29 protein-coding genes are annotated in these 24,983 nt (G+C 67.2%); 6 read left to right on the top strand and 23 right to left on the bottom strand.

The genetic code is table 11. The features are described 5' to 3' along the window. Nucleotides 1-109: 109 nt before the first annotated feature. From C6Y44_RS00885 to C6Y44_RS00850, 8 genes are all read right to left on the bottom strand, one after another. Nucleotides 110-1,339 carry an MFS transporter gene (locus C6Y44_RS00885; protein ID WP_159417015.1) on the bottom strand — a complete coding sequence of 410 codons (1,230 nt, stop codon included), beginning with the start codon at nucleotides 1,337-1,339 and terminating at the stop codon, nucleotides 110-112. 226 nt (nucleotides 1,340-1,565) lie between these two features. Next, nucleotides 1,566-2,585 (bottom strand): TauD/TfdA family dioxygenase, encoded by a 1,020-nt coding sequence (locus C6Y44_RS00880; protein WP_216850663.1) that lies wholly within the window; start codon nucleotides 2,583-2,585, stop codon nucleotides 1,566-1,568. Between the two features lie 47 nt (nucleotides 2,586-2,632). Then, on the bottom strand, nucleotides 2,633-3,616 hold the full coding sequence (locus C6Y44_RS00875) for an ABC transporter substrate-binding protein (RefSeq protein ID WP_192378608.1): 984 nt from the start codon (nucleotides 3,614-3,616) through the stop codon (nucleotides 2,633-2,635). 80 nt (nucleotides 3,617-3,696) lie between these two features. Then, nucleotides 3,697-4,515 (bottom strand): ABC transporter ATP-binding protein, encoded by an 819-nt coding sequence (locus C6Y44_RS00870; RefSeq protein WP_192378607.1) that lies wholly within the window; start codon nucleotides 4,513-4,515, stop codon nucleotides 3,697-3,699. Further along, nucleotides 4,512-5,405 carry an ABC transporter permease gene (locus C6Y44_RS00865; RefSeq protein ID WP_192378606.1) on the bottom strand — a complete coding sequence of 298 codons (894 nt, stop codon included), beginning with the start codon at nucleotides 5,403-5,405 and terminating at the stop codon, nucleotides 4,512-4,514. The genes C6Y44_RS00870 and C6Y44_RS00865 overlap by 4 nt, the downstream gene beginning before the upstream one ends. Continuing rightward, nucleotides 5,390-6,148, bottom strand: coding sequence for an ABC transporter permease (locus tag C6Y44_RS00860; protein ID WP_159417020.1), 759 nt, complete (start codon nucleotides 6,146-6,148; stop codon nucleotides 5,390-5,392). The genes C6Y44_RS00865 and C6Y44_RS00860 overlap by 16 nt, the downstream gene beginning before the upstream one ends. A gap of 231 nt (nucleotides 6,149-6,379) precedes the next feature. Then, nucleotides 6,380-7,642, bottom strand: coding sequence for a serine--tRNA ligase (serS, locus tag C6Y44_RS00855; RefSeq protein ID WP_120281052.1), 1,263 nt, complete (start codon nucleotides 7,640-7,642; stop codon nucleotides 6,380-6,382). Between the two features lie 11 nt (nucleotides 7,643-7,653). Continuing rightward, nucleotides 7,654-8,046, bottom strand: a complete 393-nt coding sequence (locus C6Y44_RS00850; protein ID WP_060652296.1) for an ankyrin repeat domain-containing protein — start codon at nucleotides 8,044-8,046, stop codon at nucleotides 7,654-7,656. Nucleotides 8,047-8,082: 36 nt separating this feature from the next. On the opposite strand from C6Y44_RS00850, the gene C6Y44_RS00845 reads away from it, so the two are divergent. Both C6Y44_RS00845 and C6Y44_RS00840 read left to right on the top strand, forming a co-directional pair. After that, nucleotides 8,083-9,141: a septum formation family protein gene (locus tag C6Y44_RS00845; RefSeq protein ID WP_106201619.1), complete on the top strand. Its 1,059-nt coding sequence runs from the start codon at nucleotides 8,083-8,085 to the stop codon at nucleotides 9,139-9,141. 13 nt (nucleotides 9,142-9,154) lie between these two features. After that, nucleotides 9,155-9,493 (top strand): metallopeptidase family protein, encoded by a 339-nt coding sequence (locus tag C6Y44_RS00840; RefSeq protein ID WP_033097890.1) that lies wholly within the window; start codon nucleotides 9,155-9,157, stop codon nucleotides 9,491-9,493. 27 nt (nucleotides 9,494-9,520) lie between these two features. Here C6Y44_RS00840 and C6Y44_RS00835 read toward each other — a convergent pair whose 3' ends face one another. The 9 genes from C6Y44_RS00835 to C6Y44_RS00795 all read right to left on the bottom strand — a co-directional run bounded on the left by C6Y44_RS00835 (nucleotide 9,521) and on the right by C6Y44_RS00795 (nucleotide 16,299). Beyond that, nucleotides 9,521-9,682, bottom strand: coding sequence for a hypothetical protein (locus tag C6Y44_RS00835; RefSeq protein ID WP_016933301.1), 162 nt, complete (start codon nucleotides 9,680-9,682; stop codon nucleotides 9,521-9,523). A 122-nt stretch (nucleotides 9,683-9,804) separates the two neighbouring features. Then, nucleotides 9,805-10,092 carry a putative quinol monooxygenase gene (locus tag C6Y44_RS00830; protein ID WP_159417021.1) on the bottom strand — a complete coding sequence of 96 codons (288 nt, stop codon included), beginning with the start codon at nucleotides 10,090-10,092 and terminating at the stop codon, nucleotides 9,805-9,807. Between the two features lie 87 nt (nucleotides 10,093-10,179). Further along, nucleotides 10,180-10,578: an NUDIX hydrolase gene (locus C6Y44_RS00825; RefSeq protein WP_174247096.1), complete on the bottom strand. Its 399-nt coding sequence runs from the start codon at nucleotides 10,576-10,578 to the stop codon at nucleotides 10,180-10,182. Nucleotides 10,579-10,627: 49 nt separating this feature from the next. Continuing rightward, a complete protein-coding gene (locus tag C6Y44_RS00820; RefSeq protein WP_159417022.1) occupies nucleotides 10,628-11,386 on the bottom strand; it encodes an SDR family NAD(P)-dependent oxidoreductase in 759 nt (252 codons plus the stop codon). Between the two features lie 23 nt (nucleotides 11,387-11,409). Next, on the bottom strand, nucleotides 11,410-12,567 hold the full coding sequence (locus C6Y44_RS00815; protein WP_120281050.1) for an acyl-CoA dehydrogenase family protein: 1,158 nt from the start codon (nucleotides 12,565-12,567) through the stop codon (nucleotides 11,410-11,412). 17 nt (nucleotides 12,568-12,584) lie between these two features. Continuing rightward, a complete protein-coding gene (locus tag C6Y44_RS00810) occupies nucleotides 12,585-13,568 on the bottom strand; it encodes an NAD(P)H-dependent flavin oxidoreductase (protein ID WP_120281049.1) in 984 nt (327 codons plus the stop codon). Between the two features lie 38 nt (nucleotides 13,569-13,606). Continuing rightward, a complete protein-coding gene (locus C6Y44_RS00805) occupies nucleotides 13,607-14,257 on the bottom strand; it encodes a TetR/AcrR family transcriptional regulator (RefSeq protein ID WP_159417023.1) in 651 nt (216 codons plus the stop codon). A 31-nt stretch (nucleotides 14,258-14,288) separates the two neighbouring features. Beyond that, complete coding sequence (locus tag C6Y44_RS00800) at nucleotides 14,289-15,050, bottom strand: 3-hydroxyacyl-CoA dehydrogenase (RefSeq protein ID WP_016691832.1); 762 nt, start codon at nucleotides 15,048-15,050, stop codon at nucleotides 14,289-14,291. 55 nt (nucleotides 15,051-15,105) lie between these two features. Continuing rightward, nucleotides 15,106-16,299 (bottom strand): thiolase family protein, encoded by a 1,194-nt coding sequence (locus C6Y44_RS00795; protein WP_159417024.1) that lies wholly within the window; start codon nucleotides 16,297-16,299, stop codon nucleotides 15,106-15,108. A gap of 172 nt (nucleotides 16,300-16,471) precedes the next feature. On the opposite strand from C6Y44_RS00795, the gene C6Y44_RS00790 reads away from it, so the two are divergent. Further along, nucleotides 16,472-17,449, top strand: a complete 978-nt coding sequence (locus tag C6Y44_RS00790; RefSeq protein ID WP_159417025.1) for an NADPH:quinone oxidoreductase family protein — start codon at nucleotides 16,472-16,474, stop codon at nucleotides 17,447-17,449. Between the two features lie 10 nt (nucleotides 17,450-17,459). Beyond that, nucleotides 17,460-18,239 carry an enoyl-CoA hydratase gene (locus C6Y44_RS00785; protein ID WP_159417026.1) on the top strand — a complete coding sequence of 260 codons (780 nt, stop codon included), beginning with the start codon at nucleotides 17,460-17,462 and terminating at the stop codon, nucleotides 18,237-18,239. A 61-nt stretch (nucleotides 18,240-18,300) separates the two neighbouring features. Here the strand turns inward: C6Y44_RS00785 and C6Y44_RS00780 are convergent, their stop codons facing one another. After that, nucleotides 18,301-18,876 carry a TetR/AcrR family transcriptional regulator gene (locus C6Y44_RS00780; protein ID WP_159417027.1) on the bottom strand — a complete coding sequence of 192 codons (576 nt, stop codon included), beginning with the start codon at nucleotides 18,874-18,876 and terminating at the stop codon, nucleotides 18,301-18,303. A 70-nt stretch (nucleotides 18,877-18,946) separates the two neighbouring features. Here C6Y44_RS00780 and C6Y44_RS00775 point away from each other — a divergent pair, with 70 nt between their 5' ends. Continuing rightward, on the top strand, nucleotides 18,947-19,522 hold the full coding sequence (locus C6Y44_RS00775) for a dihydrofolate reductase family protein (RefSeq protein WP_159417028.1): 576 nt from the start codon (nucleotides 18,947-18,949) through the stop codon (nucleotides 19,520-19,522). Between the two features lie 44 nt (nucleotides 19,523-19,566). On the opposite strand, the gene C6Y44_RS00770 is transcribed toward C6Y44_RS00775, so the two are convergent. The 4 genes from C6Y44_RS00770 to C6Y44_RS00755 all read right to left on the bottom strand — a co-directional run bounded on the left by C6Y44_RS00770 (nucleotide 19,567) and on the right by C6Y44_RS00755 (nucleotide 22,667). Then, a complete protein-coding gene (locus C6Y44_RS00770; RefSeq protein WP_159417029.1) occupies nucleotides 19,567-20,202 on the bottom strand; it encodes a TetR/AcrR family transcriptional regulator in 636 nt (211 codons plus the stop codon). A gap of 136 nt (nucleotides 20,203-20,338) precedes the next feature. Next, entirely contained in the window at nucleotides 20,339-21,001 is a 663-nt protein-coding gene (locus C6Y44_RS00765; protein ID WP_174246954.1) for a histidine phosphatase family protein, read from the bottom strand. A gap of 2 nt (nucleotides 21,002-21,003) precedes the next feature. Next, nucleotides 21,004-21,930: a prephenate dehydratase gene (pheA, locus tag C6Y44_RS00760; RefSeq protein WP_159417030.1), complete on the bottom strand. Its 927-nt coding sequence runs from the start codon at nucleotides 21,928-21,930 to the stop codon at nucleotides 21,004-21,006. Nucleotides 21,931-22,004: 74 nt separating this feature from the next. Then, nucleotides 22,005-22,667, bottom strand: a complete 663-nt coding sequence (locus C6Y44_RS00755; RefSeq protein ID WP_159419076.1) for a hypothetical protein — start codon at nucleotides 22,665-22,667, stop codon at nucleotides 22,005-22,007. Nucleotides 22,668-22,775: 108 nt separating this feature from the next. Between C6Y44_RS00755 and C6Y44_RS00750 the strand changes: the two genes are divergently transcribed. Then, nucleotides 22,776-23,543: a DUF2470 domain-containing protein gene (locus C6Y44_RS00750; protein ID WP_159417031.1), complete on the top strand. Its 768-nt coding sequence runs from the start codon at nucleotides 22,776-22,778 to the stop codon at nucleotides 23,541-23,543. A gap of 87 nt (nucleotides 23,544-23,630) precedes the next feature. On the opposite strand, the gene C6Y44_RS00745 is transcribed toward C6Y44_RS00750, so the two are convergent. Further along, nucleotides 23,631-24,932 carry an MFS transporter gene (locus C6Y44_RS00745; RefSeq protein ID WP_159417032.1) on the bottom strand — a complete coding sequence of 434 codons (1,302 nt, stop codon included), beginning with the start codon at nucleotides 24,930-24,932 and terminating at the stop codon, nucleotides 23,631-23,633. Nucleotides 24,933-24,983 lie beyond the last annotated feature (51 nt).

The raw sequence follows: 24,983 nt of genomic DNA, 5'->3' as shown, positions 1-24,983 counted from the left end.
GCTCCCAATCACGTTGCTGTTCATTGCAAGACGACATCTCGTACTACGAGATGGTTATCCAACCGAGGGGATACCGTCAACACAGGACGAGGGGTTTAACGGACTCGATTCACATACGTAACCTCCGCCGCGCGCCGCCGCGCACCAGGACCGCAAGGATCGTCGCCGCCGACGCCGCCGCCACTCCCGCCACGACGAACGAGAACGGCCAGTCCGCCGATTCGACGACGGCTCCGAGTACGGGTGGGGTGAGAACCATTCCCGCTGCGACAGCGGTATTCTGGATGCCCAGGACGAGTCCGATACGGCGAGGATCGGCCGCCTCTCCCACCGCGGTGAAGGCCAACCCGTTCCATCCGACCCCGGCCAGGCCGGCGATCATCAGGATCGGGATCACGATCGGTCCGCCGAGCCATGCTCCCACCGCCAACACGGCGAACAGTGCACTCGTCACTGCCGAGACAACCATCAAAGGGGGCAGACGGCGGCCGGAGCGATCCGACCATGCGCCCAGGCCGATCCGCAGTGCACCACCGCCGAACTGAACCACCGCGAGCAGTGCAGCAGCCGTACCGGGAGCCATCGCATGCTCGTCGACAAGGTAGACGACCATGAAGGAGACGACAGCGAGCTGAGGCACCACGAGCAGTAGCGACACAGCGCACAACCAGGCCACGGACCGGACCCCACCGGGATCCGAGGAGGACACCGACCGCGCGACCACCGTCTCGTGCACCCGAGGTTCCCTGATGAACACCCCGGCCGCCGCCGCACCCATGAGCACCGCCACCGCTGCAGCGACGAACGCACCATCGAGTCCCCAGGCGCGTTCTGCGGCAGGAAGCCCCAGCGCGGCCAGGCCGGCACCGACGGGTATCGCCGTCTGCCTCGCCCCCATCGCCAGCCCCCGTTCCCTCTGCGAGAACCACATCAGCACCGCTCGACCACTGGCCGCGTTGACGCTCGCACAGGCAGCTCCCGCAGCGATCAGCGCGGCGGACAGTCCCACGACACTCTGAGCAACAGCTGCAGCGACGAGCGCCCCGCCTGTCGCGACGAGTCCGAGCGTCATGACCAGTCGTTCACCGATCCGATCTGCGAGTGCACCCCACGGCACCAGGGCGATGAGCAGACCGACGGTGCTCGCTGCGAGCACCATGCCCAGTTGCGCCAACGACAACCCGAACCGCGCACGCAGGGCCGGAGCGAGACTCGGCATGCCCTGCAGCACTGTCGCTGCCGACGCCTGAGCAAAGACTCCGGTGGCGAGAACGACCCAACGGTACCGCGGGAGCTCCGGATCGGAGGAAGAAGAGGACTGCAGATCGACCTGCACCATAGATCGATATTGGTATGCGGGACAGCATCATGTCAATCGTGACAGCGGGCCGTCTTCCAGAGTTAACCTGGCCGCCACGACATCGAACGGACAGCGGAAATCACACAGCAACAACCGGATTCGACATGGACGACACGCAGAGACGTCCGGCGTCGCGATACCGAACCTGCGGGTACCGCGACGCCGGACGTCGCTCGATGATCGAATCCTTTCCTGCAGAGGAGGTCTACAGCCCCCAGTCGTGCCGCTGGATGGACGCGGTGTGGATGCTGAACTTTCCGGTCACCTCGTCGTCGGGCTCGACATGGTGTCTCGCGCGGACGACGTGTCGTCCGAAGCCTTCCGGAACGGGACGACCGGACTTGCGCTGCAACCACAACCGCATGAGATGGCGGCGGCGATCGGGCTCCGGGAAATCGACGAAATTCGTACGGGCATGCAGCGCCGAGTAGTTGAGCAGCCACTGGATGTCGCCCTGCCGGAAGTCCATGTGCAGAGCTATTCCGGGACGGGCCGCGATGTCCTCCAGCAGTTCGAGCAGTTCGATCTGTTCCGGCGTCAATCGGGGGACCTCGGGATAGTCCTGAGCGGTGTAGAGGATCCGATTGCCCCCGTAGAAACTGAAGACGCCGTCCTCGTATGCGCACATCGGCGAATCGTAGACGGGAGCAGGAGCGTCGTGGTCCTGTTTGTACCAGTCCCAGTACCACTTCTCGAACATCAGTGGCGCCAGATCCGGCCGCTCCCTGAGCACTTCGTTGTAGATGGTCATTCCGCTGACCAGGCTGCTCGCACCCCCCTCCATCGACGGGTGCAGGCACATCAGAGCGACGACATCCGACGAGTCCGAGTGGTAGCCGAGCCGGCTGCGGATGCGCGAACTCAGCGAGGTGGGATCGTCCTGGGTCTTGTTCGATGTCGCCCGGATATGGTCGATCAGATCACCGAGTTGGTTCTGGCGCATCGGAGTTCCCAGGTACAGCCCGAGCAGAAAGTAAATGGAGGCCGACAGGGCGTGCGAATACTCCTCGACCCGCAGACCGCGCGCCAGCAGGAAGCCTCGCCCGTAATCGAGCTCGTTCCCCCACGCGGCGATGGTCTCGGAGCAGACCGGTAGCGGATAATCCTCGCGGGAGACGAAACGAAGATCGGGGTCGTCACGGAGGAAACGTTTTCCGACGGTTTCCAGTTCGTCGAGTTCCTCCTCCGTGAAGTGATGGATCCAGCTGTCGGTCTGCCCCAGCACATCACCTCTCCATGCTGCGGGTCCCTCCACGGGACTCAGGACGTGACTCACTGCCGAACTCCTTCCGGGACGAAACTGTCGAGGTCGATATCCGTGAGCGAGTCACGGGCGACGAGTAGGGATACGAGGGATTCGAAGGACGCGATGCCGACTCGGCCTACGAACTCCGGCTCGGGTGTCTGTGCCAGTGTTTCCGGCGTGGACTTGCAGAACTCCGCGGTGTACGCCCACCGTTGTTCGTCGTTCGCCGGATCGTTCGCCAGGTCCGCGAGTTCCGTCATCGCGTCGGCGAAGGACGCCAGGGTGTCGGCGTTCACCTCCGCGAAGCCTCCGGTGGAGGCGTAGACGGTGGTGGGGATACTGCCGATTCCGTCGAAGAAGGGGTTACCGAGCGACACCGTGGTGCCGTCCGATTCGCCGGCCACCGCTTGTGCTGCGGTCACCTGCGCCCCGTCGACGGATCCCGCGACCACACCGGGCAGCAGGTCCGGGAAAGGCAGTGCGACGAATTCGGTGGTCGATGCCTCGCCGGCATCCGCTTCGATCCACGCCTGTGTGAGGATGTGTCCCAGTCCACCGATCTGGTTGACGCCGACCTTCTTCCCCTGGAGTTGCTTCGGCTCAGTTACCCCCGCCCCCGACGAGACAACGACGGCGTTCGCATCATCGGTGGACTGATCACCACCCGATGCCACGACGAGATCGATTCCCTGCGCCACTGCCTGCATGGCGCTGTACGAGTTCACGAAGGCAATATCGACCTCACCGGCCTGCAGAGCCGAGATTCCGGCGGCGCCGCTCTGGACGTTGATCAGTTCGAGATCGATCCCGTGCTCGGCGAACACCCCCTCTTCGACGCCCCAGGGCAGAGCCTCGTTGCAGAGTCCGAGAGTGGTGACTCGCAGAGGTACGAGACCGTTCTCCGTGGCCTCGACGACCGCTGCGTCCGAGTTGCTCGAACATCCGGTCAGCACCGCGGCGCAGACGGACAGCGCGGCGGTACCCGAGAGCAAGTGGGGACGGATGTGCATATGGTTCTCCTGTTCGAGAAAAGGCGAGAAGCGATACGGTCGGCGGCGACGTCGACGGCCGACCGGAGTGATTCACGACGTCAGCCGTCGGTTCTCGGTCTCATCACCATGCGGAACACCTCGCTGCGCAACTCTGCGAAACGTGCCAGCTGTTTGGTTTCCACCTGGTCGCGTTCGGACGGGAGATCCACGACGATGTCCGCGACGATACGACCGGGGTTGGCAGCCAGGACGACGACACGGTCACCGATGTAGACGGCCTCGTCGATGTCGTGGGTGACGAACGCGACGGCCATGCCGTATTCGTCCCGCAGCTGCAGCACCAGGTCCTCGAGATCCGCCCGCGTCTGTGCGTCGACGGCGGCGAAGGGCTCGTCCATGAGCATGACCTTCGGTTCCACCACGAGCGCCCGTGCGATTGCAACGCGCTGCTGCATTCCACCGGACATCTGCCAGGGATACATGTCGGCCGCACCGGGGAGACCGACGGCCTTCAATGCATGATCGATCCGATCGTCGGTCTCCGCCCGGGACAGACCGTAGGCGTAGGTGGCGGCCCTGAGATTCTTGCGCACGGTCATCCAGGGGAACAGCGACCGGCTGTAGTCCTGGAAGACGACGGCCAGCCCCATCGGCGGTCCGTCGATCTCCTTGTCGTTCACAAGGACCGAACCGTCGGTCGGCGCGAGCAGTCCGGCCACCATCATGAGGAGGGTGGATTTTCCACAGCCCGAGGGGCCGACGATGGAGACGAGTTCGTTCTCGTGCAGCACCAGCGAGGTCGGTTCGAGGATGAGTTTGCGGGTTTCCCCTCCCCCGTACGACTTCGTGAGATTGATCGCCTCGAGCGCAATGTCGCGGTGTCCGTTCGGATCGATCCGTGTTTCGAGTTCGATCATTGTCCTTTCAACCCTTCTCGTCGCTGCCAGTGCAGGATTCGGCGCTCGACCACTGCGAACGCCGCATTCGTTGCAAGTCCGATCACGGCGATCAGGACGAAGGCCGACCACATGCGTGTGTACTGGAAGGTCTGCTGACTCAGCTGGACCTCGTACCCGAGACCTGCTGTCGTGGCGAAGAATTCGGATACGATCATGAGGATCAGACCGATACCGATACTGACTCGCAGACCGGCCGTGATACGCGGAAGTGCCGCAGGAATGACGACCTTCGAGTACAACTCCACGCCGCGCAGATGGAGACTCCTAGCGCTCCGCAGATACGAATTGTCCACCGTAGAAACACCATCGGCCGTGCTGACGATGATCAGCCACACCGTTCCGAAGGCGATCATGAAGATGTTCATGGCGTCGGTGACCCCGAAGACCTTCACTGCGATCGGAATGAGGATCGCATTCGGGACGGCGAGCCAGAATCGGACCACAGGGCCGTACATCCGGGCGGCGACGGTGCTGCGCGCGAGGAGTACGCCCACGGCGATTCCGACCACGGCCGCGAGCACCCAGCCGACGGCGAGACGCTTCAGACTGACCACCGCCGTGGCATAGAAGTGCTCCGAGAGGAAGGCCGTCGACGGGGTCGGTGCGAGCCAGTCTTCGACGAACTGCTCCGCGATTCGGGACGGGGGCGGGAAGAATACATTCGAACTCGCCTGCGCCAGAAGCTCCCACAGGATCAAGACCAGTGCGAGGAGCCAGAATCGGGTGAGCGAGTTCATCGCGCGCCGGATCCGAACGGCCGGAAAGCGTGGCCGAGTCCTGGACATGTTTGCGTCCCGGGCGTCGGTCGCATCGCGGACGATGGCGACGTCGGTCACTGATACACCCACGTCAGGGCCTTCCTTTCGATGTGGGTCACCGCCGAGTAGAGAGCGACACCGAGTACTCCGACGATCAGCGTCCCCGCGAACATGATGTCCGTCCGGAGCGCCTGCTGGTACTGCACGAGCAGCGTCCCCACCCCGGACTTCGCACCGAGCAACTCGGTGCTGAGAATCACGACGAGCGTTGTGCCCGAGGCGATACGGATCCCGGTGACGATGGACGGCAGCGCACTCGGCAGGGTGACGAGCATGCGGGTCCGCATCCAGCTCCACCGCATCGAACGAGCGGCGTCCAGGCGCATCGGCTCGACGGTGGCGACACCGTACACCGTGTTGATCAGCACGATCCAGAAGGTGGCGAAGCCGGCGACCGCGACCTTCATCTCGATTCCGAGGCCGAAGAGGAGGATGGCGATCGGGATGAGTGCGGTGGCGGGGATGGACCGAAATGCATCGACCACGATCATCGCGGGCGCCGAGAGCAGGCGGACTGTGCCGATAACGGTTCCACAGACGATCGCGGCGAGGGACGCGAGGACGAGTGCCGCGAACCACGACCAGATCGTGTCACCGAGACCGGTCAGGAATTCGGTATCTGTGGCGAGCCCGGGGATCCGGGATGCCACCTCCCACGGATAGGGAACCGAATCGCGGGACACGAAACCGCTTGCCACAGCGAGAGCCCAGGCGATCAGAAGGGTTCCGGTGCCGGCGAGGGCGAGAAGCATCGATACCGATCGTGTGCGCATCCGACTCCGTCCGATCGATCCTGATTGGTCGATTCGAAGCTAGGACGGCTATCAGCGATCTGCAATGCGTGACACTATCTCGTAATACGAGAGGAGACTTGTTTTCGAGTCCGAAACAAAAACGAGGACCCGCGGAGTCGCGGGTCCTCTGCAGGAGGGGTCGGGGTACGAGTACGGCTTCCCGCCACGGCAATCGGCGTGGCGGGAAGCCGTCCTACGACGTGGAGAGGATCAGCCGGCGGGTTCGAGCACCTCGCGTCCCACGAACGGGACGAGAGCCTCGGGCACCTTCACCGAACCGTCGGCTTGCTGGTGGTTCTCGAGCAGCGCGACGAGCCAGCGGGTGGTCGCGAGCGTGCCGTTGAGGGTCGCGGCGGTCTGCGGCTTGCCGTTCTCGTCGCGGTACCGGACGTTCAGGCGGCGCCCCTGGAAGGTCGTGCAGTTCGACGTCGACGTGAGTTCACGGTAGCGCTCCTGCGTGGGCACCCAGGCCTCGCAGTCGAACTTGCGGGACGCCGACGACCCGAGATCGCCGGCGGCGACGTCGATGACGCGGTACGGCACGTCGATGGCGGCGAGCATGTCGCGCTCCCAGGCCAGCAGACGCTCGTGCTCCGCCGCGGCCTCCTCGGGCCGGCAGTAGACGAACATCTCGACCTTGTCGAACTGGTGCACGCGGATGATGCCGCGGGTGTCCTTGCCGTAGCTGCCCGCCTCGCGACGGAAGCACGACGACCAGCCCGCATAGCGCTTCGGCCCCTTCGACAGGTCGAGGATCTCGCCCGAGTGGTAGCCCGCGAGCGGCACCTCGGAGGTGCCCACGAGGTAGAGGTCGTCCTCCTCGAGCCGGTACACCTCGTCGGCGTGCCGGCCGAGGAAGCCGGTGCCCTGCATGATCTCGGGACGCACGAGTACGGGCGGGATCATCATCGTGAACCCGTTCGCGGTGGCCTTCTGGGCGGCGAGCTGCAGCAGACCCAGCTGGAGCAGCGCGCCGTAACCGGTGAGGAAGTAGAACCGGGCACCGGAGACCTTGGCGCCGCGCTCCATGTCGATGAGCCCGAGCGACTCGCCGAGCGCGAGGTGGTCCTTCGGCTCGAAGTCGAAGGTGGGCAGCTCGCCGACGGTCTCGAGCGTGACGAAGTCGTCCTCACCGCCGGCGGGCACGCCGTCCTGCACGACGTTGGAGATCGCGAGGTGCGCGCGATCGAAGGCCTCCTGCGCGGCGTGCTGCTCGGCCTCGAGTTCCTTGACCTTCGCGGCCAGCTCCTTGGCACCGTCGAGCAGCGCGGGGCGCTCCTCGGGGGACGCCTTGCCGACCTTCTTGCCCAGGGCCTTCTGCTCGGCGCGTGCGTTGTCGCCGGCGAGGACCGCGGCGCGACGGGAGGCGTCGGCCTCGAGCAGCACGTCGACGAGGCCCGGGTCCTCCCCCCGCATACGCTGCGACTCGCGGACGGCGTCGGGATTCTCGCGGAGGAACTTGAGGTCGATCACGGAATCGAAGCCTACCGCTGCCAGAGTTCCAGGTAGTCGTCGCGCCCGAACATCTTCGCTGTGTCCTCCGCGGTGGGGTGCCCGTGACGCGGGTCGGCGCCGGCCTCGGCGAGCACCCGCACCACTGCCTCGACGCCCTTGAAGACCGCGCCCGCGAGAGGCGACTGGCCGCGGTCGTTGAGCCGGTTCACGTCGGCTCCTCGCTCGACCAGGGCCTGTACGGCGTCGGCATGACCGTGGTAGGACGCCAGCATGAGCAGCGTGTCGCCGGTCTCGTTGGTGAGGTTCACCGGTACCCCGGCATCGACGTACGCGGTGAGGGTCTCGACGTCTCCCTGGCGGGCGGCATCGAAGGTCTGCTTGGCGATCTCGAGAATCTCGGGATCGATCGGGTCGTCGGCCATGAGCCGAAACTACCTGCGTCCACTCGAACAGGCATGATGGAAGTGATGGCCGAAGACAACAAGCCCAAGCCCGACCGGCGCCCGCCCTCGGCGCGGTTGACCCGACGCGCCCTCGTGCTCGTCGCGGCCGGTGCCGTCCTGGCGGCGATCGCGACGTTCGTCGTCGCGGGGTTCCAGGGCGCCGACGGCGGGGACGACAGCGCCGGCGCCGGCATCAGCACGACCGGCGCGGTCGCGGGGGAAGCGTTCGGTACTGCCACCGCCGGCGATTGCCTGACCTGGAGTGCTCTCGACGCGAGCGACCTCACGAAGGTCGACTGCGCCGAGACGCATCTGTTCGAGGTGGTCGCCGACATCGACCTGAGCCTGTATCCCGGCACCGAATGGGGACCGGGATCACGCTTCCCGTCGGTCACGCGTTTCACCGAGCTGCGCGACGAGCAGTGCGCACCCGCCGCGATGGACTATCTCGACGGCCGGTTCGACCCGCACGGCAAGTTCAGCATCGGCCTCATCAACCCCGGCGAGGCGGGCTGGGCGGCCGGCGAGCGCACGCTGCGGTGCGGTCTGCAGTTCTCGTCGACCACCGGCAACCTGCTGCCCATCAAGGGCCGGGTCGCCGATCAGGACCAGTCGCGGGCCTGGGACGTCGGTGTCTGCATCGGCATCAACAACGGTGTGCCTGCCGACCCGGTGGAGTGTTCCAAGCCGCACGCCTTCGAGGTCGTCGCGGTCGTCGACCTCGGTGGGCAGTTCCCCGGCGGGCTGCCGAGCATCGAGGACCAGGACGGCTATCTCGAGGAGACCTGCACGCGCCTGGTCAACGAGTACCTCGGCGACCCCGAGGCCCTGCGCAACAAGACCCTCACGCTGTTCTGGGACAACCTCGACTACGACAGCTGGCTCGCGGGCAGCCGCAAGGTGAACTGCTCGATCGGCAAGCAGGTCGAGGGTGGCGGCTTCTCGTCGATCACCGGCAGCGCCAAGGGCGACATCCTCATCGACGGCCAGCCGCCCGTGCCGCCGCCGCCCGTGCCGGAAGGCCGGTCGCTGCCGACGCCGTTGCCGGGCGCCGTTCCCCTGCCGGGGTCGTGACGTGCCGGTACACATGGAGGACGAGCACTTCGAAGAGCTCGTCTCGGAAGCGCTCGACGAGATCCCCCGCGAACTCGCGCGGGCGATCGACAACGTCGTGGTCCTCGTCGAGCCGCGCCACGAGGAAGAACCCGACCTGCTGGGTCTGTATCAGGGCGTCGCGCTGACCGAGCGCGACAGCCACTACGCGGGATCGCTACCGGACACGATCACGATCTACCGCGACGCGATCCTCGACATCTGCGAGAGCGACGACGACGTCGTGCACGAGGTACTCGTCACCGTCGTCCACGAGATCGCGCACTATTTCGGAATCGACGAAGAGCGCCTCCACCAGCTGGGCTGGGGCTGAGGCGCTCTTCGCGATCGGTACCGGGTGCTACTTGTTGCGGGCCGCGGTCGCCTTGTCGAGGCGGGGTCCCTTGGCCTTGCGCTGACCGAAGTGCGGGCTGAGCGTCGAAACGACGAACATGATGACGGTTCCGACAGCGACGACGGCCACGGTGAGCCACACGACGATGACGCCGAAGAGTTCCAACATGCCCGGTTACCTCCACAGTCGATGTCACTTCGAGGCAAACGGCACACGTCCGCCCCGGGGGTCACCCTACCGTCCGCGTTCCGCCGGGTGACGACCGACTCCGCCCGCGCTCCGGTGGGGACTCAGAGGGTGGTGAAGTGCTCGAGCTTCGGTGCTCCCGCCAGGAGGGGTCCGAGGTCGGTGATGGCGCCCTCGCCGGCGCGGAACTTGCGGTAGGCGGCGTCGTGCTCGGCCGAGCGCCACTTCTCCACGACCACCCAGCGGGCCTCGTTCTTCTGATCCACGAGGATCTCGATGCCGTCGCATCCGTCGAAATGTCGCGTCTCGTCGAGCACGCGGGTCATGACCTTCTTCGCGTCGTCGAGGGAGTCGGCCTTGAATTCGAGTTCGAGCAGAGCGGTGAGCGCCATGGGAGACCTTCCGTGATATGCGATGTGACTGCCCTCACCACATTTCCCCATGGATGAGAACTGCGCAATACCTCTGTGAAAACAGGATTATCGGGAGGCCGACGCGAGAGCGGGAAGGACGTGGTGCTCGAGCAGCGGCGCGAGATCGCCGGGGAGCGGAAGGACGGCCGGGTCGAGCCAGCGCGTCTCCGCGATCTCCGCGGCGGCACCGGCGACCTCCACGAGCGGGTGTTCGTAGACGGTTCCTTCGAGCCGGTAACCGGGCTCGTTGGCGGCCTCGGCGTCGAAGACCCCGACGAGACGCAACGACGACAGATCCAGTTCGGCGCCCAGTTCCTCGGCGCACTCGCGCACGGCGGTCTCGGCCGGGGTCTCCCCCGGATCCGGCTTGCCTCCGGGCAGCATGAACCGCGACGTGTTCCGCTTCCGCACGGTGAGCACCTCACCGGCGGCGTTGCGGAGAACGACGGCGCTCACTCTGATCACACGGTCACGAATCGCGGGATGCTGGTTCACCGGACCATCCTAGGACCGGTCAGAACATGCTGTAACCACCGTCGATGAGCGTCGTGCTGCCCGTCTGGAAGGACGACGCATCGCTCGCGAGATAGACGGCGATGCCTTCGAAATCCTCCGGGGTGCCCCACCGGCCGAGCGGCACGCGGCCGATGACGTTCGAGTTGAAGACGTCGGACTCCTGCAGCGGACCGGTCATGTCGGTGGCGATCCAGCCCGGCAGCACGCTGTTGACCCGGATCCGGTGACGCGCGAACTCGACGGCACAGCCGTTCGCAAGCGCGAGCACCGCGGCCTTGCTCGCCGCGTACGGCTGGTTGCGTCCGGCGCCCTGCAGTGCACCGAGGCTCGACGTGACGATCATCGAACCCCCGGCGCCCTGCTCGACGAGCACACGCGAGGTCTCCCGCATCGTGAAGAACGCGCCGTCGACGTTCGTCGCCATGACGGCGCGGTACCGCTCGGTCGTCGACTCGTGGAACTTCTGCAGCGACGACCCGATGCCGGCGTTGACCACCACGATGTCGAGCCCACCGAAGTCGTCGACGAGCGCCGCGACACCGTCGGTCACGGCCTGCTCGTCGGAGACGTCGACCGCGCGGGTGGCCACGCGGCCGGCGAACCTCCCGATGTCGGCCGCGGCCTTCGCGAGCTTGTCCTCGCTCCGGCCCCACAGGGTGACGTCGGCGCCGGCACGGGCGAGCCCCCGGGCCATGCCGAGACCGATCCCCGCGGAACCACCCGTGACGAGAGCGCGCTTACCTGTGAGGTCGAACATCGAATCCCTCTTCCCTGAAACGATTACGCGTACCCGGCGGCGATGTCGCGGCCGATGATCTCCTTCATGATCTCCGTGGTGCCACCGTAGATCGTCTGGATGCGTGCATCGACGTAGGCGCGCCCGATCGGGTACTCCATCATGTAGCCGTACCCGCCGTGCAGCTGCACGCAGCGGTCGACGACGCGCTTCTGCAGTTCGGTCGCCCACCACTTGGCCTTCGACGCATCCACCGGTGTGAGCTCCCCGGCGTTGAGGGCGAGTACGCACCGGTCGACGTGCGACTCGGTGATCTCGATCTCGGTGAGCATCTCGGCGAGCGCGAAGCGGGTGTTCTGCAGGTCGCCGATGGGCTTGCCGAATGCCTTGCGCTCGAAGACGTACTGCACGGTCCACTCGTAGGCGGCCCGCGCCGAGGTGATCGCGCTGACGGCGATACCGATGCGTTCGAGGGGCAGGTTCTCCATCAGGTGCACGAAGCCGCGACCCTCGGTGCCGAGCAGGTTCTCGGCGGGGACACGGGCGTCCTCGAAGACGAGTTCGGCGGTGTCCTGCGCGGCGAGACCGACCTTGTGGAGCTTGCGGCCTCTGCTGAAACCGGGGGTGTCGCGCTCGACGACGATGAGCGAGAAACCTTTCGACCCCGCGTTCGGGTCGGTGCGGCACACCACGATGACGAGATCGGAGTGGATTCCGTTGGTGATGAACGTCTTCTGGCCGTTGATCACCCACTCGTCACCGTCGCGTACGGCGGTGGTCTTCACGCCCTGCAGGTCGGATCCGGCTCCGGGCTCGGTCATCGCGATCGCGCCGATACGCTCACCGGTGGCCATCTTCGGCAGCCAGCGGGCCTTCTGCTCCTCCGTGCCGAGGTGCACGATGTACGGGATCGTGATGTCGTCCTGCAGTGCGAGTCCGGCGCCGAACGAGGTCGTTCCGGTGCGTGCGATCTCCTCCTGCACGACGTGACGGAACCGGTAGTCGGTCACGCCCGAGCCACCGAATTCCTCCGGCGCTCCCAGACCGACGATGCCGGACTTACCGGCGGCGATCCATGCCGAGCGGTCGACGAGCCGTTCGTCTTCCCACTTCTCGTAGTTCGGTTCGATCTCGCGGGCGAGGAACTCGCGAACGGTCTCCCGGTACGCCTCGTGATCGTCGTCGAAATGGGTGCGCTTCAAGGGGTTCTCCTAAAGGGTCAGGCGTTCACGCGCGACATCATGCCGGTGAGTCGCTCTGCGATGAGGCTTTCGGCGTCGGCGACGATGCGCTCGACGAGTTCGCCCGCGGGGGGAATGTCGTGGATGATGCCCTGCACCGTGCCGACGGTCCAGATTCCCGCCTCGGGATCACCGTTCTCGTAGACCAGACGGCCGCGGGCACCGGCGACGAGTTCACGCACGTCCTCGAACTGTCCACCGCGGTCGAGGATTTCGACGACCTCACGGCTGACGGTGTTGCTCGCCACGCGGGCAGTGTTGCGCAGCGGACGGAAGATCAGTTCGGTGTCGGTCTCGTTCGCCGCGACGATCGCTTCCTTGATGTTCTGGTGGATCGGAGATTCCTCGGTGCACATGAACCGGGTACCCATGTTGATGCCATCGGCGCCGAGAGCCAGGGCGGCGACGAGACCGCGACCGTCGCCGAAGCCGCCGGACGCGATCATCGGGATGGTGATCTTCTCTGCGGCGGCGGCGATGAGCACGAGGCCGGGGACGTCGTCCTCACCGGGGTGGCCGGCGCATTCGAAGCCGTCGATGCTGATGCCGTCGACACCGATGTCCTGCGCCTTGACGGCGTGCCGGACGCTGGTGCACTTGTGCAGCACCTTGATTCCGGCGGCGTGGAAGTCGGGCAGGTGCGGCGCGGGATTCGATCCGGCCGTCTCCACGATCTTCACACCGGAGTCGATGATGACCTGGCGGTACTCCTCGTAGGGCGGCGGGTTGATCGCCGGCAGGATCGTGAGGTTGACGCCGAACGGCTGGTCGGTGAGCTCGCGGGTGCGCTCGATCTCCTTCGCGAGATCCTCGGGGGTCGGTTGCGTCAGAGCGGTGATCATTCCGAGCGCGCCGGCATTGGCGACCGCAGCGACGAGTTCGGCGCGGCCGACCCACTGCATCCCTCCCTGCACGATGGGATGGCGGACGCCGAAGGTTTCGGTGAAGGCGGTGGTCAGCACGGCATGGACTCCTTGCGTGGAGGTGGTTCGAAAGACTCTCAGGCGGCCGGGTGGCCCACGACCCGCAGTGCGATCACGATGTACCGCTGGGCAACCTGAGCGGGAGTGAGGGGACCACCGAGCTGGTACCAGCGGACGATGGACTGGAACATCCCGAGGAGAGCGCGCACGGCCTCCTCGACGTCGTCGACGTCGAACACCCGCTGGTCGACGCCCTCGCGCACCAGGTCGAGCATCATCAGCTCGAGACGCTTGCGGGTCGCGGCGTAGGTCCGGCGGTTCTCCGGGGAGATGTGGCGCACTTCGGAATCCAGGCCCGAACGCTGTGCGCGGTGGGTCATGTTCAGCACGATCGCCTCGACGGCGTTGACGAAGCGGGCGACCGGGTCGTCGCCGCCGTCCGCGACCGCGGCCGAGACACGGCCGATGAGGTCGAGGACGGCGGCGTCGAGCAGCGTGACGAGAACGGCTTCCTTGTTCTCGTAGTGGTAGTACAGCGCGGGCACCGTCACGCCGACCCGGCGGGCCAGGTCGCGGACGGTGGTGCCGTGGAAACCGTTCTCGCTGAACGCTTCCAGGGCGTGTTCGAGGATGGGGTCGAGCCCCAGAGGCTGGAACTCGCGCCAGTCGGCGGACTGCACGTCCGCGTGGGGCGTGTCGGATTCCTCGGCCTCGTATGCCGGGGTCATCGACCCCCTCCTCTCACAGTCGGTGCTCGGGTCAGCGCGGGGCCATGCGGATCGCGCCGTCGAGGCGGATGACCTCGCCGTTGAGCATCGGGTTCGAGACGATGTGCGCGGCGAGGGCACCGTACTCGGACGGATCGCCGAGGCGGGCCGGGTGCGGCACCTGCGCGCCGAGCGAGGCCTGGGCCTCCTCCGGCAGCGAGCCGAGCAGCGGGGTCTTGAACAGGCCCGGTGCGATGGTGACGACGCGGATGAGCAGCGACGCGAGGTCGCGGGCGATCGGCAGGGTCATGCCGACGACACCGCCCTTGGACGCCGAGTAGGCGGCCTGGCCGATCTGGCCGTCGAAGGCGGCGACGGAGGCGGTGTTGATGATGACGCCGCGCTCGCCGTCGATCGGCTCGGTCTTCGCGATGCGCTCGGCGGCGAGACGGATGACGTTGAACGTGCCGAACAGGTTGACGTCGACGACCTTCTTGAACGCGTCGAGCGGGAAGGCACCCTTCTTGCTGACGGTCTTGATCGCGTTGCCGATGCCGGCGCAGTTCACCGCGACACGCACGGGTCCGAGCGACTCGGCGACGTCGAGGGCCTCGGTGACGGCGGCCTCGTCGGTGACGTCGGCGGCGACGAAGCGGACGCGGTCGCCGAGTTCCTTGGCGATGGTCTCACCGTTGGACGACGGCAGATCGATGATGACGATCTGCGCGCCGTCGTTCAGCAGGGCCTTGACGGTGGCGAGACCGAGGCCGGAGGCACCACCGGTGACGACGGCGACGCTGTCGTTGACGATCATTGATTACCCTTTCGAGAGTGGTTGCGGTTCGGAGATGTTCGAGACGTCAGAGATGTCAGAGACGTTCGATGATGGTCGCGTTGGCCATGCCCGCGCCCTCGCACATGGTCTGCAGGCCGTAGCGACCGCCGGTGGCCTCGAGATGGTTGACGAGGGTCGACAGCAGACGGGTGCCCGACGAGCCGAGTGCGTGGCCGAGTGCGATCGCGCCACCCCACGGGTTGAGCTTGGCCGGGTCGGCACCGAGTTCGTGCGCCCAGGCGAGCGGCACGGGCGCGAACGCCTCGTTGACCTCGTAGGCGTCGATGTCGTCGATGCCCAGACCCGCGCGGGCGAGCACCTTCTGCGTGGCCGGGATCGGGGCGGTGAGCATGAAGACCGGGTCGTCGCCGGCGACGGAGAACGAGTGGAAGCGGGCGCGCGGGGTCAGGCCCAGCTTGGTCGCCATCTCCTCGCTCATGATGAGCGCGGCCGACGCACCGTCGGTGAGCGGCGACGAGTTGCCGGGGGTGATGACCCACTGCGCCTCGGGGAACCGGGCGGCGTACTCCTCGGTGTAGAAGGAGGGCTTGAGGCCGGCGAGGCCCTCGGCGGTGGTGGAGGCACGCAGCGTCTCGTCGACGGTGTGCTGCACCTGCTCGCCCGCGGCGTTCTCGACGGTGATCGGGACGATCTCCTTGTCGAAGTATCCGGCCTCGTAGGCGGCAGCGGCACGCTGGTGCGACTGCGCGGAGTAGGCGTCGAGGGCGTCGCGGTCGAACTTCCACTTCGCGGCGATGAGTTCGGCCGAGATGCCCTGATTGACCAGGCCCTCGGGGTAGCGGGCACGGATGCTCGGGCCGTGGGTGTCCTTGCCGAGGGTGGCGGTGCCCATCGGGATGCGGCTCATCGACTCGACACCGCACGCGATGACCATGTCGTAGGCGCCGGCGATGACACCCTGCGCGGCGAAGTGCGCGGCCTGCTGGCTCGACCCGCACTGGCGGTCGATGGTGGTCGCGGGCACCGAATCGGGGAAGCCGGCGGCGAGCAACGCGGTGCGCGAGATGTTGAGGGACTGCTCGCCGACCTGGGCGACGCAGCCGCCGATCACGTCGTCGACCTGCGCGGGGTCGATGCCGTTGCGCTCGACGAGCGAACGCAGGACGTGGGCGAGGAGTTCGACGGGGTGGGTGCCGGACAGGGCGCCACCCGGCTTGCCCTTACCGACAGCGGTACGGACGACGTCGACGATGACAGCGTTGCTCATGACGATCCTTTCGAAAGTGCAGCGTGCGGGCCGGAGACGTTCCCAGCGGCGTACTTATCGATCGCTAAAAGCTCTACCACGGACTTAGCGCTCGGTCAATGGTCTCTGAGAGCTAGCGCACGCTAAGCGACTCTGATAGTGATGGATCACGACCCGAGTCGAGGAGACGCCCGTGCGCGCAGCGCAATTGACCGAACACGCCGGCCCCGACGCCGTCCGCGTGACCGACATCCCCGAACCCGAGGCAGGCGATTCGCTCGTCCTCGTCGACCTGCACGCCGCCGGCGTGTCCTTTCCCGACCTGCTGCAGACGACCGGCGGCTACCAGATGGTCCGACCGCTGCCGTGCGTGCTCGGCGCCGAAGGAGCGGGCATCGTCCGCACCGCACCCGAGGGCAGCGGCCTCACCGCCGGACAGCGCGTCGCCGTGCTGTCCATCGCCGGATCGTGGCAGCAGACCGTCGCACTGCCGCGCGAGCTGGTCTTCCCGCTGCCCGACAGCGTGTCGCTGACCGCGGGTGCCGGGATGCTCATGAACTACTTCACCGCGCACTTCGCGCTCGACGAGCGCGCCCGGTACCGGGCGGGCGAGACCGTCCTCGTCCACGGTGCGGCGGGCGGTCTCGGAGTGGCGTCACTGCAGGTCGCGGCGGCGCTCGGCCTCGAGACGATCGCGGTGGTGAGCAGCGAGGAGAAGGCCGCAGTGGCCAAGGCCAACCGCGCGACCCACACCGTCCCCGCCGAGGGTTTCAAGGACCGCGTCCTCGAACTCACCGGTGGGCGCGGAGTGGACATCGTGCTCGATCCCGTGGGCGGCGACCGGTTCACCGACAGCCTGCGCAGCCTCGCGCCGGGCGGGCGTGCCGTCGTTCTCGGTTTCACCGGCGGCAGCATCCCCACCGTGAAGGTCAATCGTCTTCTGCTCAAGAACATCTCGGTAGTCGGCGCGGGGTGGGGCGAGTATCTCCGCACCGACCCCGGTTACCCGGCGCGGCAGTGGGCCGCACTCGAACCGCTGCTGCGCGACGGGACGCTCGTCGTTCCCGAGCCCACCCTCCATCCCCTCGACGAGGCTCCGGCGGCACTGCGTTCGCTCGAGAACCGTTCCGCAACCGGCAAGGTCGCGCTCGACCTGACGTCCCGACCCTAGGAGAACAGTAATGACCGACGACCTGCCCGGTGTCGACACGACCGTCGACGACGGCGTCCTGCGCGTCACCCTGAACCGTCCCTCGCGGATGAACGCCGTGAAGACCGAGACGCTCGACGCGATTGCCGATGCCTTCGAGAAGTACGCCGACGATGCCTCCGTCCGGGTCGCGGTGCTCACCGGCGTCGGTCGCGCGTTCTGTTCCGGCGCCGACCTTTCCGGTCGCGACCTGAGCGCTCCGCCTTCCGCCGACACGATCGACGCCGCCAACCGTGCGGTTGCCGCGATCCGGGCGCTCCCCCGGCCGGTCGTCGGAGCGGTCAACGGTGCGGCCGCGGGCGTGGGCGTATCACTGGCTCTCGCATGCGATCTCACCGTCGCGAAGGAGTCGGGATACTTCCTGCTGGCCTTCACCCGGGTCGGGCTGATGCCGGACGGCGGGGCGTCCGCGCTCGTCGCCGCGTCGATCGGTCGCGCGCGGGCACTGAAGATGGCTCTGCTCGCCGAGCGACTTCCGGCCGGTGAAGCGCTGGCCTCCGGACTCATTGCGGACGTCTACGCGGACGACGAATTCGACGGTGCGGTGGAGACTCTCGTGCAGCGACTCGCCGACGGTCCGTCGACCGCCTTCGCTTCGACGAAGAATGCGATCAACGACGCGACGCTCACCGAGCTCGATCATGCCTTCGCCCGCGAGCGCGAAGGGCAGCTCGTCCTGCTCGGCAGCGCCGACTTCACCGAAGGTGTGACGGCCTTCCAGGAGAAGCGCACCGCGAACTTCCGTCGCTGAACGGTCGGTGATCTCGGTGGATCCGGCCCCGCTGAGCGGGGTCGGATCCACCGAAGTCGTTTCAGGCGTCGGGGATCACGCGTTCGACGGCCGCCCGCACCAGTTCGGCGACACGGTCCTCGTCGACGATCCCGGGGAGGGTGAGCCGGTCGAGCACCAGCCAGTTCAACGCGAGATAGAGCAGCACGACGGCGTCCTCACCGCCCGGCAGGCCGGAGTGCCGGTAGTTGGCGATGTTGAAATCCAGGTCGGCGCGCACCCGCTCGGTGAGCAGGGCCTGCAGTTCGGGCCGCCGGGTGGCTTCGAGGCGTAGTTCGAGGAGCGCGAGATAGCCGGCGCGGAACCGGACGAGCCGGTCGACGACCTCCGTCATCAGCTCGATCATGGATTCGCGGGTCTGCGGCGCCTGCGACTGCGCCATGACCTCGTCGGCGGGCAGGAGCCGCTCGTAGTAGCGGTGACCCACCTGCACGAGCAGGTCGTCGCGGTTGGCGAAGTAGTTCGACGCCGTCCCCGTCGGGACCCCGGCCTCCTTGTCCACCGCGCGGAAGGTGAGCCCGCGCGCGCCGTCGCGCGCCAGCACCTCGATCGAGGCATCCAACAAGGCCTGTCGCCGTTCCGGATTCGTCCGAACCACTTGACACCACTCCATATGTAGTACTACGTTCAAACCACTTCACTCATAGTACTACGAATGGTGGTCCACCATGCGAAAGCTCGTCTACTACGTGGCAGTGACCCTCGACGGCTACATTGCCGGGCCGAACGGGGAGTACGACTTCTATCCGATCTGCGACGACATGACAGCGGCGATGAGCGCGAGATACCCGGAAGCCGTTCCCACGACCTTCCGCGAACAGGTCGGCATGCCGGTCGACACACCGAACAAGGAATGGGACACGGTGATCATGGGGCGCGGCGCCTACGAACCCGGCCTCTCGCTGGGCCTCACGAGCCCGTACAGCCACATGACGCAGTACGTCGTGTCCCGCACCCTCGCGCCGGTCGACGACCCGCAGGTCCGGATCGTCGACACCGATCCGGTCGAGCTCGTCCGCGCGCTGAAAGCCGAAGAGGGAATGGATATCTGGCTCTGCGGCGGCGGCAACATCGCGGGGCAGCTCGTCGACGAGATCGACCGGCTGGTGTTCAAGAGCTATCCGGTGCTCGCGGGCGACGGTATCCCGGCACTGTCGGGCAACTTCGTCCCCACCCGATTCGACGTCACCGCACGGGAGGAGTTCAGCAACGGCACACAGGTCACCTGGTTCGACCGACGCTGAACTTCGACCGACGCTGAACTTCGATCGACACCGACTCCGGGCCGTCAGACCCCGACGGTCTTGAGCGCGATACCGACGTACTTCTGCGCGACGGCCTCGGGGCTGAGCGTGCCCTCCGCGTGGTACCAGCGCGGGATCGACTGGCACATGCCGAGCAGGGCGCGCGTGGTCTCGGCGGGATCGTCCACGTCGAACACGCCCGCGGCGACACCCTCCTCGACGATCTTCCGCACCAACTGCTCGACGCCCTTGCGCACCGCGCGGTAGCGCTGGCGGTTCTCGGGGCTCAGGTAGCGGGCCTCGCCTTCGAGCGCGGCGAGGCGGGCCCGCAGGGTCATGCGCAGCACGATCGCCTCGATGACATTGGACAGCCTGCGGACCGGGTCGCCGTCGGCGTCCTCGGCGGCGGCGTGGGCACGGGAGAGGACGTCGCTGGTCGAGAGTTCGAGAAGGGCGATGAGCAGCCCTTCCTTGTTCTCGTGGTGGTAGTAGAGCGCCGGAACGGTGACGCCGACGCGGCGCGCGATCTCCCGCACCGAAGTGCCGTGGAAACCGGTCTCGTAGAAGGCGTCGAGGGCAGCGGTGAGGATGGGACTGAGCTGCATCGGTTCGAGGATGCGCCAGTCCGGGATGGCCTCACCGTTGGTGAGGGTGTCGGTCTCGTCGCTCGAAGCACCCATGAAACCGCACCTACCTACCGATCGCTACTTCATACGGACGACCCGAGGATACCCGTATGTTTTGCGCTCGAAAGATCGGAAGGTGGACGGCATCATTCCGTTGGGTCGTCGGCATCACACCATGGGGTCATCGGCATCACCCCATGGGGTCATCGGCACCGCCACGCGCGGTGTCGTGGAAGGGTGCGAAGAAGGTACCCCAGCGCGCGCACTCCCATCCACCACCGGCCACCGGCACCAGTTCGACCGTCTCGGTGTTGGCCAGGTGGTTGGTGATGGCGAAACCCGCCGGCACCTTGCCGAGATAGGCGGCGACGAGCCGGATGGCGGCGCCGTGACTGACGACCACGACGTCGCCCGAACCGGCGTCGAGATAGTCGCTGCGCAGCGACTCGAGGACGGGCAGGTACCGGTCGAGCACGTCGAGCGCCGACTCACCACCCGGGACCCGCGCCCGCAGGTCGCCGTTGTGCCACTCCTCGTAGACCTTCATGAACAGCTTGTGCGACTCCTCGTCGCTGCGGTCCTCGAGCTCGCCGACCTGCACCTCGTGCACGCCCTCGTGGACGACCGTCTCGAGCGACACCGCCGGTGCCGCGTGCTCGGCCGTCTGCCGAGCACGGAGTGCCTGCGACGCGACGAGCAGCGACGGCCCGCGCTCGACGAGATTCTTCCCGAGCGTGCGGGCCTGTTCGACGCCGAGCTCGGTGAGCTCCGCACCCGGGAGTTTCGTGTCGAGCCTCCGGGCGACGTTCGCCACCGTCTGGCCGTGCCGGGCCAGGATCAATCTGCCGCTCACCCTCAGTCCTCTCCGCGCCGCAGTCGGTCGAGCCACCGCGCATCCTCGTCGTCCGACACGGGGGGGACACCGTGTTCGGACACAGCGGGCCACGATCCGAGGAAGCGCACCTGCGCGAAGCGGTGCAGTCCCTGCAGCGCCTCGGCGACCAGCGCGTCGTCGATGTGACCCACACAGTCCAAGTGGAAGAAGTAGGTGCCGTATTCCCTGCGTGTCGGCCGGGACTCGATGCGCGACAGATCGATTCCGCGCGTGGAGAACTCGGTGATAGCGCGCACCAGCGAGCCGGGCTCGTTGGGGAGCTGCAGCACGACCGAGGTGCGGTCGACACCGGTGCGTTTCGGCACCGGACGCGGCGGCGTGATGAGCACGAAGCGGGTGCGGGCGCCCTCGAAATCGGCGACCTTGTCGGCGAGCACGGACAGGCCGAGCCGCTGTCCGGCGAGCGCGGTGGACACCGCTGCGTCGACCTTGCCGGACGCGACGTCCTCGGCGGCTCCCGCGTTCGAGGCCGCGGTCACGACCTCGGCGTCGGGCAGGTGGTCCTCGATCCAGCGACGCACCTGCGCTGCGGCTACTGGATAGGCGCCGATCGTGCGGACCCGATCGCGGGTGATCCCTTCGCGGGTGACCACCGTGAACGCGATGTCGAGCTCGACCTCGGACACGATCTGCAGGCGCGGCCCGAGAGCGAGGGCATCCATGGTGGGTGGCACCGAACCCTCGACCGAGCTCTCGATGGGGACGACGGCACCGTCGACCTTCCCGTCGCGCAGGAGCTGCAGGGCAGCGGGCGGGCTGGCGGCCGAGACGCGCTCGACGTCGGCGGACTCGTCGCCGAGCACGTCGAGTGCACCGAGGCTCTCGAAGCGGTCGAGGGCCATCTCGGTGAACGTTCCCGACGGTCCGAAATAGGCGATACGTGGCACGTGTACGAGGTTACGCATCGGTCGTGACCGGAAAGCGGACTCTGCGTGAACCACACCCGAGCGGTGGCTCCGTGTCAGCCGGTGGTGAGGTCGAGCGCTTCGAGCTCCCGGACGACGGCGTCGGTGTCGTCGACCTCGACGACCAGCAGGATCTCCCGCACGGCCGCGGCGGCCTCCGGCACGAGCCGCCGGAGCCGCGCCACGTCGGGAGTCGCGAGGGCTTCGCGGACGTCGAAACCGCTCAGCGCCGCGACGGTGGCGGCGAGCAGGGCGACGACCTCGTCGGTGCCGGTCGCACGGGCGGCGTAGCCGGTGTCGGCGTGGGCGAGGACGGAGAGGAAGTCGGCGACGGCGTCGGCCCCGCGACCTGCGGTCAGGCCGGGGATGTGGCCGGCCTCGGTGAGAGCGCGGGCGGCGTCGGCGAGCACGGCGTCGGGCACGTGCGGATAGACGACCAGGGGCGCCGGCGCGGTGATCGCGAGAACGTCCTCGAGTTCCTCGGCCGCGCAGTCGACCTGGTACCGGACCGGACGCCACCCGGCGGGCGAGGGCAGTTCGGCCGAGGCGTCGAGTTCGACGACGAGCTCGCGGGTCGGTGATCCGGTGACGGCAGCGGCCGGGACGACCGGTGGGGCGAGCATGCGGCCGGCCGTGTCGAGGGCGTCGGTGAGGCTGTCGTGCCGGTGCGTGAGCAGCGCGTCGAGCAGTCCGCGGGGCTCGTCGCGGGACGGCGGCATTCCGAGGGGAAGTGGGATCGGCACCGATCCAGGCTACCGACGGACCACTTGCGACCGCGATCACAATGACTTAGGTTTGCCTCACCTACATCGACAAGGAGGGTTGGCATGCAGACCACCACATCCGTCATCCCCGCGCCGACCACGGCCGAACGCGTACGCACCGCCCTCATCCGCGCCGACACGACGCAGCTCGCGATCGACGGCTGCGACCCGCTCCCCACCTCGGTTCATCACCTCCTCGACGACGGGCAGGTCGCGGTGGTCGTCGCCGAGGACAGCCTCCCCGTCGCACTCGCCTGGCAGGCCGGCAGCGCAGGCATCCCCGCCATGCTCGAGCTCACCGACCACTCCCCGATCGCCCTGCGCAATCCGGTCCGTTCGCTCATCTGGCTCAGCGGCACCCTGCGTCCCGTGGAGCATCCGCGCCGGCTCGCCGCCGAGATCGCGGAGATCCTTCCGCACCCCGAACTCCTCGACGTCGGACACCGCTCCGAACTGCTGTGCCTGACGCTCGACTCCGTCGTCGCCGCCGACACCACCGGGGCCGAGGCCGTCGACGTCACCGAGGTCCTCGACGCCGCCCCCGACCCGTTCGCCGCTCTCGAGACCGGGTGGCTCCAGCACCTCGAAGAGGACCACGCCGACATCGTGCGGCAGATCGCGCGACGCATCCCGCCCGCGCACCGCGGCGGACGGATCCGCCCCCTCGGTCTCGACCGTTACGGACTGCGCCTGCGCGTCGAGTCCGAAGGCGACGACCACGACGTGCGGATCCCCTTCCACGAACCGGTCGACGATCCCGCCGCCCTGAGCCGCGCGCTGCGCCTGCTCGTCGGCTGCCCCTTCCGCAACGGACTGCCGCCGCGCACCTGAGCGGTACGCGGCGGCAGGATTCGGAACTGGAAGGGTCGGACCTTCTGCAGGGCTGTATCGATCAGACCTTCTGCAGGGCTGTATCGATCAGACCTTCTGCAGGTCGATACCCTTCGTTTCCTTCATGATCAGGGCGGCGACGCCGGTCGCGACGCACAGCACCATGATGTAGACCCCGAAGACCCAGCCGATGTCCCAGCCGGTGAGCAGCTGGTTCAGGTAGGGCGCGGTGCCACCGAAGACCGCCACCGAGAAGGAGTACGCGAAGCCGATGGCCTGAGTACGCAGGCGGGTCGGGAAGCTCTCCGAGAGGGTGCACGACAGGATCGCGCCCGGGATCGACACGATGAGCAGGGCGAGGGTGGTCGACACGAGCAGCGTCCACCCGGCCGACGTGATCATCGACGTCAGCGGGATCTGCAGCGCGAACATGAGGACCGCGAAGCCGCCGAGCATCGGGCGCCGGCCGATCCGGTCGGAGAGCAGACCCCAGAAGGGCAGCGACACCAGCGCGATGACCTGGGCGATGACGAGCATCCAGTAGGCGGTGTCGGCGTCCATGCCCTTCTGCGTGATCGCGTACGTCGAGACGTACGAGGTCCACGTGTAGTGCGCCGCCGTGACCCCCGAGGTCATGCCGATCATCAGCAGGATCGCACGCACGACCACCTTGCGCGGGATGCGCGGTTCGTCGACCCGGGTCTCCTGCTGGTCGAAGACCTCGCTCTCCTCCATGCTGCGTCGCAGGTAGAGGGCGAACAGCGCCAGGAAGAAGCCGAGGAGGAACGGCACGCGCCATCCCCACTCACCCACGGCGCTCTCGGAGAGTGTCGAGGTGACCGCTCCGCCGATCGTGTACGCGAGCACGGAACCGCCGAAGATCGCGACGAAGGCGACGCTGCCCCACATGCCGCGGCGATGCGGCGGCGCGATCTCGCTGACGTACGAGTAGGCGGTCGCCGACTCGCCACCGTGCGCGAAGCCCTGCACCACACGGGCGAGCAGCAGGAGCACCGACGCCCACACGCCGATCGACGAGTAGGTGGGCATGAGCCCGATGACGAGGCTGCCACCGGCCATCATGAGCATGGTCGTGACGAGCACGAACTTGCGGCCGCGTTTGTCGGCGATGCGGCCGAACACGATGCCACCGAGCGGTCGCATCAGGAATCCGACGGCGAAGACCGCGAGTGTGGACAGCAGTGCCGAGACCGGATTGTCGCTGTTGAACATCGCTGCGGCGATGAACGGAGCGAACACCGCGTAGGCGCTCCACTCGTACCACTCGAGGATGTTGCCCACGGAGCTGGCGAGAAGAGACTTCTTCTTCGATGCGAGAGTCACCGAAGTTGTTGCAACAGAATTCTTCTCAGGTGTTTCGATGTTCATGTCCCTACTTCCGGGTCGCAGATTCCCCTCGGCCCACAGGGCCCCTATCCG

Source organism: Rhodococcus rhodochrous (genome assembly GCF_014854695.1).
Classification (GTDB): domain Bacteria; phylum Actinomycetota; class Actinomycetes; order Mycobacteriales; family Mycobacteriaceae; genus Rhodococcus.
Note: the sequence above shows the minus strand (reverse complement) of the source record. Positions and strands in the feature narration are given on the sequence as shown.

What these genes read in the sequence shown, in the direction of transcription:
- C6Y44_RS00885 (WP_159417015.1), bottom strand. Translation starts at nt 1,339, where the DNA reads ATGGTGCAGGTCGATCTGCAGTCCTCTTCTTCCTCCGATCCGGAGCTC.
- C6Y44_RS00875 (WP_192378608.1), bottom strand. Translation starts at nt 3,616, where the DNA reads ATGCACATCCGTCCCCACTTGCTCTCGGGTACCGCCGCGCTGTCCGTC.
- C6Y44_RS00870 (WP_192378607.1), bottom strand. Translation starts at nt 4,515, where the DNA reads ATGATCGAACTCGAAACACGGATCGATCCGAACGGACACCGCGACATT.
- C6Y44_RS00860 (WP_159417020.1), bottom strand. Translation starts at nt 6,148, where the DNA reads ATGCGCACACGATCGGTATCGATGCTTCTCGCCCTCGCCGGCACCGGA.
- C6Y44_RS00850 (WP_060652296.1), bottom strand. Translation starts at nt 8,046, where the DNA reads ATGGCCGACGACCCGATCGATCCCGAGATTCTCGAGATCGCCAAGCAG.
- C6Y44_RS00845 (WP_106201619.1), top strand. Translation starts at nt 8,083, where the DNA reads ATGGAAGTGATGGCCGAAGACAACAAGCCCAAGCCCGACCGGCGCCCG.
- C6Y44_RS00840 (WP_033097890.1), top strand. Translation starts at nt 9,155, where the DNA reads ATGGAGGACGAGCACTTCGAAGAGCTCGTCTCGGAAGCGCTCGACGAG.
- C6Y44_RS00835 (WP_016933301.1), bottom strand. Translation starts at nt 9,682, where the DNA reads ATGTTGGAACTCTTCGGCGTCATCGTCGTGTGGCTCACCGTGGCCGTC.
- C6Y44_RS00830 (WP_159417021.1), bottom strand. Translation starts at nt 10,092, where the DNA reads ATGGCGCTCACCGCTCTGCTCGAACTCGAATTCAAGGCCGACTCCCTC.
- C6Y44_RS00820 (WP_159417022.1), bottom strand. Translation starts at nt 11,386, where the DNA reads ATGTTCGACCTCACAGGTAAGCGCGCTCTCGTCACGGGTGGTTCCGCG.
- C6Y44_RS00805 (WP_159417023.1), bottom strand. Translation starts at nt 14,257, where the DNA reads ATGACCCCGGCATACGAGGCCGAGGAATCCGACACGCCCCACGCGGAC.
- C6Y44_RS00800 (WP_016691832.1), bottom strand. Translation starts at nt 15,050, where the DNA reads ATGATCGTCAACGACAGCGTCGCCGTCGTCACCGGTGGTGCCTCCGGC.
- C6Y44_RS00795 (WP_159417024.1), bottom strand. Translation starts at nt 16,299, where the DNA reads ATGAGCAACGCTGTCATCGTCGACGTCGTCCGTACCGCTGTCGGTAAG.
- C6Y44_RS00785 (WP_159417026.1), top strand. Translation starts at nt 17,460, where the DNA reads ATGACCGACGACCTGCCCGGTGTCGACACGACCGTCGACGACGGCGTC.
- C6Y44_RS00775 (WP_159417028.1), top strand. Translation starts at nt 18,947, where the DNA reads ATGCGAAAGCTCGTCTACTACGTGGCAGTGACCCTCGACGGCTACATT.
- C6Y44_RS00770 (WP_159417029.1), bottom strand. Translation starts at nt 20,202, where the DNA reads ATGGGTGCTTCGAGCGACGAGACCGACACCCTCACCAACGGTGAGGCC.
- C6Y44_RS00755 (WP_159419076.1), bottom strand. Translation starts at nt 22,667, where the DNA reads ATGCCGCCGTCCCGCGACGAGCCCCGCGGACTGCTCGACGCGCTGCTC.
- C6Y44_RS00750 (WP_159417031.1), top strand. Translation starts at nt 22,776, where the DNA reads ATGCAGACCACCACATCCGTCATCCCCGCGCCGACCACGGCCGAACGC.
- C6Y44_RS00745 (WP_159417032.1), bottom strand. Translation starts at nt 24,932, where the DNA reads ATGAACATCGAAACACCTGAGAAGAATTCTGTTGCAACAACTTCGGTG.